Annotated in this window: 6 protein-coding genes and 1 pseudogene; 5 read left to right on the top strand and 2 right to left on the bottom strand. The window is 58.6% G+C overall.

All coding sequences use genetic code 11. The features are described from left to right. Positions 1-184: 184 nt before the first annotated feature. Complete coding sequence (locus AC07V9_RS28195) at positions 185-721, bottom strand: Mpo1 family 2-hydroxy fatty acid dioxygenase (protein ID WP_495018898.1); 537 nt, start codon at positions 719-721, stop codon at positions 185-187. A 104-nt stretch (positions 722-825) separates the two neighbouring features. Here AC07V9_RS28195 and AC07V9_RS28190 point away from each other — a divergent pair, with 104 nt between their 5' ends. Further along, positions 826-1,530 (top strand): Crp/Fnr family transcriptional regulator, encoded by a 705-nt coding sequence (locus AC07V9_RS28190; RefSeq protein WP_495018897.1) that lies wholly within the window; start codon positions 826-828, stop codon positions 1,528-1,530. 9 nt (positions 1,531-1,539) lie between these two features. On the opposite strand, the gene AC07V9_RS28185 is transcribed toward AC07V9_RS28190, so the two are convergent. Further along, complete coding sequence (locus AC07V9_RS28185; protein ID WP_495018896.1) at positions 1,540-2,544, bottom strand: AraC family transcriptional regulator; 1,005 nt, start codon at positions 2,542-2,544, stop codon at positions 1,540-1,542. Between the two features lie 111 nt (positions 2,545-2,655). On the opposite strand from AC07V9_RS28185, the gene AC07V9_RS28180 reads away from it, so the two are divergent. The 4 genes and pseudogenes from AC07V9_RS28180 (at position 2,656) to AC07V9_RS28165 (ending at position 6,455) form a co-directional block, all read left to right on the top strand. After that, positions 2,656-3,732 (top strand): fatty acid desaturase, encoded by a 1,077-nt coding sequence (locus AC07V9_RS28180; RefSeq protein ID WP_495018895.1) that lies wholly within the window; start codon positions 2,656-2,658, stop codon positions 3,730-3,732. Between the two features lie 364 nt (positions 3,733-4,096). Next, a complete protein-coding gene (locus AC07V9_RS28175; RefSeq protein ID WP_495018894.1) occupies positions 4,097-4,678 on the top strand; it encodes an alpha/beta hydrolase in 582 nt (193 codons plus the stop codon). Positions 4,679-4,808: 130 nt separating this feature from the next. Further along, positions 4,809-5,624 (top strand): annotated as a pseudogene (locus tag AC07V9_RS28170) (sigma 54-interacting transcriptional regulator); the annotation flags it as partial. A gap of 357 nt (positions 5,625-5,981) precedes the next feature. Continuing rightward, positions 5,982-6,455, top strand: coding sequence for a hypothetical protein (locus AC07V9_RS28165; protein WP_495018893.1), 474 nt, complete (start codon positions 5,982-5,984; stop codon positions 6,453-6,455). The last annotated feature ends 25 nt before the right edge of the window (positions 6,456-6,480 follow it).

Raw genomic sequence — 6,480 nt, 5'->3', positions numbered from 1 at the left:
CCTCCGAAAACGAATGTCGACTTTACAAGCTTAGCTGCCAGCAACACTTTACGCAGACAGAGCCAATTCATTCGCGAAAAATGACGCCGTCTGTAATGACGTCGCGCGAATGAATTCGCTCCCACAGGGGAATCGCCGTAACCGCCTGCAATCGCGGGCAAACGCGCTTCTGCAAGGGTGAGCCCTAAGCGGCCGCCTTTTTCATATTCCGCTTGTGGGTCCGCCCCACGCGCCCTTCGATGTTGCTCTGCAGCTTCCTTCTCATCCCCATCAGAAACGCAGCCTCTGCCGTCACAAACAACGGGCCGATGATCAGGCCTGTGACGTCGTCGACGAACGCCGGTTTGCGGCCTTCGTAATAATGGCCGACGAACTGAATGACCCAACCCACCACGAACAGGCCGACCCCGGAACCGAGCCAGACCAGCGTGCTTTGCTGCGCGAGATGCGCGCCTATCCACAGGAACAGCGCGAGCACCACGCCCAAGGCGATGCCCAGGGGCCGGTCCAGGCGCAGGTAGAACAGCGTCGCCGCGACCGTCGCCAGCAGGGCCGGGGACAACCACAGTTCGCCCAATGCCCAGCTGCTCCAGCCGGGGCGTGACAGCAGCACGGAGACCGCCAGCACGATCAGCGGAACGCCAACGAAATGGGTGGCGATGTTGCGGGTGTCGCGGTGGTAAGCCGCATATTGGCTGAGGTGATCGACGAGGTTTTTCATTGTTATTCCTCCCGAGATGCGTGGATCATGCGCCTGATTTTTTGGCGGGGCGCACCGATGGCCTCAGCCTGCAATAAAACGCCAGCAAGAAAAAGGAGATTCACGTGACGAATGGAACCCAATGGCGCTCGTGGTTGATCAACGATCACTGGTTCAACGATTTGCCCGCTTCACTTCAGGATAGTCTGCTGATCGGCATGCGGCAGCGCCGGGTGACCCCCGGCAAGCTGGTCTTCCAAAAGAACGAGCCCGCGTGCGGCCTGTATGCGCTGCTCGCTGGCTCTCTGCGCTTCAACGACCCCAGGCAGCAATGCCAGTGGCGCCCGCAAACGGCGACTGCACGGCCTTACTGGTTCGGCGAGGTGTCGCTGTTTGACGACAAACCCCGCCTGCGCGATGTGTTCGCCGAAGACCAGGTCATCCTGCTGCACATGCCTCAACCCCCCCTGCAACAGCTGCTGGAAGAGCACCCTAGATACTGGCGATCGTTCGGCCAACTGCTGGCACGCAAGTTGGGGCTGGGTGTTCCGCCGCCGGATCAGATGACCTCGCTGCCCACCGACGAGCGCGTGGCGTTTCGCTTGCTGATGCTTGCTGAAGGCTACGGCGAGATCGACCGCTCGGTGCGCATCGTGTCAGTGGCTGATCTGCATTCCACTCGCGGTCTGGGGCTGGTGCCGGAAGTGGTTGATCGGGTGCTGGTGCAGTTTGCCGAGCGCGGGATGGTGCGCCGCGATCACGATTTCATCAGCGTGCTGGATGTCGACAAGCTGCGCAAAGCGGCCAGACATCGTCTGACCGAGCTCTGACGCGACGTCTTAGCGCACACCGTCGCGGTACTGGCTGGGGGTCATGCCGGTCCAGCGTTTGAACGCGCGGCTGAAGCTGCTGGTGTCGGCAAAACCCAGCAGATAAGCGATTTCGCTGAGCGAGCTGCCGGGGTCGCGCATGTGCTGCAGGGCCAGGTTCTGGCGGCATTGGTTGAGCAGCAAATCGTAGCTGCAGCCCTCATCGGCCAAATGCCGCTGCAGGCTGCGCAGGCTCAGGTGCAGGTGTTGCGCGATGCGCTCTGCCGAGGGTTCGCCTTCGGGTAACTGGGCTTCGATGGCGCCGCGCACCTTGCGCTCCCAGGTCAGCGGGCTGAGTTTTTCCAGCGCGCGATCAAGGACGGCCTCGTTGTGCTCGGCCAGTTCGGCATTGGCGTCGTCCAGGTGGCTGTCGAAATCGGCGCAGGCGAACTCCAGCAGGTTTTCCGCCGCGTCAAAGAACAGCGGCGAGCGGAACACGTCGTGCCAAGGCTTGGGATCGGCGGGCTGCGGCCGTACCAGATGCACCGCGAGGGGGGCGTAATGACGCCCGAGCCGATTGCGGCAGGTGCGCACGTAGATCGCCGCGAAGGCATCCATGGCCTCGTTGGCCGGCATTGGCCCACCCTCGGGCACGCGAAAGCGAAACTCGTAACGATCCCCCACGCGGATGAAGCTCAGGTCCAGCGCATCGCTGACCACCGGGTGATAGCGCACGATGCGCTCGAACACCTCGCGCAGAGAACCACTGGCCACCAGCGCGTAACCGAGGGCATGAAAGGTGGTAGGGCTGACGAAGCGCGACACCCGCAACCCCAGCGCCGGATCACCACTGGCTTCGACCGCCAGTTGCCATAGCCGCGTGGTGACCGTCACCGCATAGCGCGCGTTGGGGTCGTCCATCAGCTGTGGATCGAGGCCCGCAGCCTGGCTCAGCGCGAGACTGTCGAGGCCAAGGGCGTCGAGTTGCTTGCGCAGGGCGCGGGTCCAGCTGGCGAGAATGCTCGGCTCAGGCATACAGATTGGCGCTTCCGGTCAACAGATTGGCGTCCACGGCCGGGCAGTTTGACGCCCCTCACGGCACAGTGGAGCAACGTTTCGCTCATCATAAAACCGGAGAATGGAAGCATGCACGACACTTCTGCAAGCGCTGCCGGACTGAATGCACAGCAGCGATCAGCCCATATTCGCGCAGTGGTTATGGCCCAGGGGGAAGCCTTGCGAAAACGCTACCCGATTCTTGCGCACCAAGATGCAATCGGGGTCGGCATTCTGCTGCTTGCCCTCACCGGCATGATCGGCAGCGCAGTGCTCTATCTCGAAGGTTTCATGGCGTGGTGGGTGTGTCTGCTGCTCAATGCGTTCTTCGCGTCGTTGACCCATGAGCTTGAGCACGACCTGATTCACAGCATGTATTTCCGCAAGCAGCGGGTGCCTCACAATCTGATGCTGGCGTTGGTGTGGATGGCGCGACCGAGCACCATCAATCCGTGGATTCGTCGGCATCTGCATTTGAATCATCACAAGGTGTCCGGCACCGAAGCCGACATGGAAGAGCGCGCCATCACCAACGGTGAGCCCTGGGGTATCGCGCGGCTACTGATGGTGGGCGATAACGTCATGTCGTCGCTGATCCGCATGTTGCGAGCGAAAACCTGGGCGCACAAAGTCAGCATTCTCAAGCGCACCTTGCGCGTCTATGCACCGCTGGCGCTGCTCAACTGGGGCGCGTGGTATGTGTTTCTAGCTTTTCATGCGACGAACGGCATTGCCGGTCTGATGGGCACCTCGGTCGACTGGTCAACCAACACCCTGGCTGTGATGCAGGTGATCGACATCGCGGTCGTGGTGCTGATCGGCCCTAACGTTTTGCGCACCTTCTGCCTGCATTTCGTCAGTTCGAACATGCATTATTACGGCGACGTCGAAGCGGGGAACGTCATGCAGCAGACTCAGGTGCTCAACCCGTGGTGGCTGTGGCCGATGCAGGCGTTCTGTTTCAACTTCGGCAGCACCCATGGCATTCATCATTTTGTGGTCAAGGAGCCGTTTTACATTCGTCAGATGACAGCACCTGTCGCACACAAGGTCATGGCGCAAATGGGCGTGCGGTTCAATGATTTCGGGACATTTGGACGGGCAAATCGGTTCGAGCGTGTGGCTGTCGTTGAAGGTGATCCTCTGTCTCAGCCATCTCGCGGTTGATGACTGTAGGAGCGCGCTTGCCCGCGATGGCGGTTTCTCCATCTGCAACGTCGGGTGCAGACACACCCCCCATCGCGGGCAAGCGCGCTCCTACAGTGATTTCCGAAAATTTGAGTGCATAAAAATTTCTGTAACAACCCCATCGTATTCTTCGCTCATCCCCGGCGAGCTGGGGGCAGACAGCGTGATTTATCAGGGCCGCTCCTTAAGGCAGGGGGTGGCCCTCTTTTTTGGCCGCGCTTTTGCCCGTGATTGAGACATATGATTTTTGGGTATTAATAAATATCTTCTTATTCTTTTTCGAATATATGTCCCGTCTCTATACTCGCCGCCATGAACGCAAAAAATGCAGGAGGCGAAGGCCATGCATAACGAATCGATCCGTTACTTGATCGTCCCAGGCTGGCAAGGATCTGCCGACGACCATTGGCAAACTCACTGGCAGAACAGTCTGCCCAACAGCGTGCGGGTGGAACAGGCCGACTGGCTCAAACCCCGCCGCGAAGACTGGGTAGGTGAATTGCAGCGGGCCATTGCGGCCGACAGCTCGCCGGTGATCCTGATCGCCCACAGCCTGGGTTGCGTGACAGTGGCCCATTGGGCTCAGTTGGCCCCGCTGGAAACCCTGCGCCAGGTGCGCGGTGCGTTGCTGGTGGCACCTGCTGACGTCGAGCGGCCGAACTGCCCGCCGGCGATTCGTAACTTTGCGCCTGTTCCTGAACACCTGTTGCCGTTCCCGACGCAGGTGGTCAGTTCCGATAACGATTCCGCCGTCAGCGCCTTGCGGGCGATGGAAATGGCCCGCAACTGGGGCGCCGAAATCGGCATCCTCAGTGGCGCCGGCCACATCAACGTCAAGTCCGGCCACCAACGCTGGGAACAGGGTTTCGCTTACCTGTATCGCCTGCAGGGCCGTATCGAACAACTCACACGACGCCGCGCATGAAGCCATGTTGCGCGGCTGCGGGCGCGTCAGAGAACACGTTGCCCCCGTTTTTTTTCGCCGCAGTGAACCGACAGGCGCTGCGGCCTTTTTTTTAACGCTCAGGCACTGATGGCTTGGGCGGGAGCCTGCCATGAGTCATCCAGACGTACCGCAACAGCCCCTTCTGACCTTCCCCGACGCTGAAAAAAGCCCCCTGAGCATTCGTGCCAAGGCGCTGGTGTTTTTCGACCCGCGCTCGCGCCGCCTGCGTGAAGAAATGGAGCAACTGGCCCCGCTCGATCTGCCCGTGCTGATTCGTGGGGAACCTGGCACCGGCAAGGAATTGCTGGCGCGGCATATCCATCGTGGCAGTGATCGCTCGGGCCTTTTCGTGTCGGTCAATTGCGGCGCGATCAGCCCGACCTACGCCGATGCCGAGCTGTTCGGTTATGCCGCGGGTGCGCACAGCGGTTCGGTGAGCAGCCGGGCAGGGTGGTTCGGTTCAGCCACAGGCGGCACGTTGTACCTGGATGAGATTGCCGACCTACCTTTGTCGATCCAGATCAAGCTTTTGGCCGCGCTGGAAAACCACGAAGTCACCCGTGTCGGCGCCTCTCAACCAAGCCCTGTAGACGTGCGTTTGGTTGCGGCCACCAGCGTCGACTTGAGCCTTGCGGTGGCTGCCGGGAAGTTTCATGAGCGGCTTTTTCGTTACCTGAGCGAAGGGCGTCTGGATTTGCCCTCTTTGCGCGAGCAGCCGGGCAACATCCTGCCGCTGGCCGAGTATTTTCTGGGGATCTACAGCCAGCGCCTGGATTTCGAAATGCCCCTGATCAGCGAAGCGGCTCAGAAAGTGCTCGAAGCGCATTACTGGCCGGGCAATACGCGGGAGCTGGAAAACGTTATCCATTTCGCCTTGCTGGTGAGCAGCGGGGCTGAGATTTTGCCCGAGCACCTGAATTTACCCTCCCGTTGAAATTCGCAGACTGTTATGAGAAAGGCCGTTCCCTTGCAGGGGGAATGGCCTTTTTTTGCTATGAGCGTTGGATAATTGCCTATGCCAGTCAGTGAAAAGTCTTACGCCAAATATTTACGTTTCATACCCCATCGCCAGCGGGCTCTGATTGCACGAAAAGTGCAGGTATAAAAATACACGTTGTTTATTGCTGCTTGTTTCCCTTCGGTGGACAGCTTTTTGATATTCGAGCAGTCTGATTTTCGAGGGGCTTGGTTGAATGAAAATGACTGTTCTGCATGCACTTCATTGACGAATTGTTTCAGGCGTCGACGGGATGTCGGCGTTATCAAAAAAGGAATTTTATTTATGAGTATTAAATTATTCTGGAGTGGTTTTGCAGCATCGCTATTATTAGGTTTTGGAGTTTCCAACGTTGCTTACGCAATGGATGCAGGAGCCCCAAAAGTTGCCAATATTACACTATTTGGAAAAAGTGAGGCTAACCGCTGTTCATTTCCACTGGAAAGAGGCAAGCAGTACACCATGAGCAGCCAACGATCGAGAGGCTGCAAGAACGATGACTATTACTTTTTTCAGATCACCGGCGGCCAGCCAGGCACGCTGGTAGTGTTCATGGATAGTTCCCAATGTGGGCACAGTCAGCCGACCTATCAATACCTGATAGTGGGGGATGAGGGCGATGTTCTCAACATGACCGAAAAGCGCGATCTGGCACATAACGGCAGCAACGGCCAATACCTGGAGCCTCATCTCGAAACGCGTGGTGCACCTAAACAAGGACGATTAGGAGGAAAGTTATCTTGCGTTGCAGCTTGGTAATATTTTTTAGCACAGAGAGTTTTTG

The sequence above is a fragment of the Pseudomonas sp. GW821-FHT02A11 genome (genome assembly GCF_059421985.1).
The sequence above is the reverse complement of the archived record's forward strand: the minus strand, read 5'-3'. Positions and strand labels throughout refer to the sequence as shown.

Coding starts and splice junctions, on each gene's coding strand:
- AC07V9_RS28195 (WP_495018898.1), bottom strand. CDS start 721: ATGAAAAACCTCGTCGATCACCTCAGCCAATATGCGGCTTACCACCGC.
- AC07V9_RS28185 (WP_495018896.1), bottom strand. CDS start 2,544: ATGCCTGAGCCGAGCATTCTCGCCAGCTGGACCCGCGCCCTGCGCAAG.
- AC07V9_RS28180 (WP_495018895.1), top strand. CDS start 2,656: ATGCACGACACTTCTGCAAGCGCTGCCGGACTGAATGCACAGCAGCGA.
- AC07V9_RS28175 (WP_495018894.1), top strand. CDS start 4,097: ATGCATAACGAATCGATCCGTTACTTGATCGTCCCAGGCTGGCAAGGA.
- AC07V9_RS28165 (WP_495018893.1), top strand. CDS start 5,982: ATGAGTATTAAATTATTCTGGAGTGGTTTTGCAGCATCGCTATTATTA.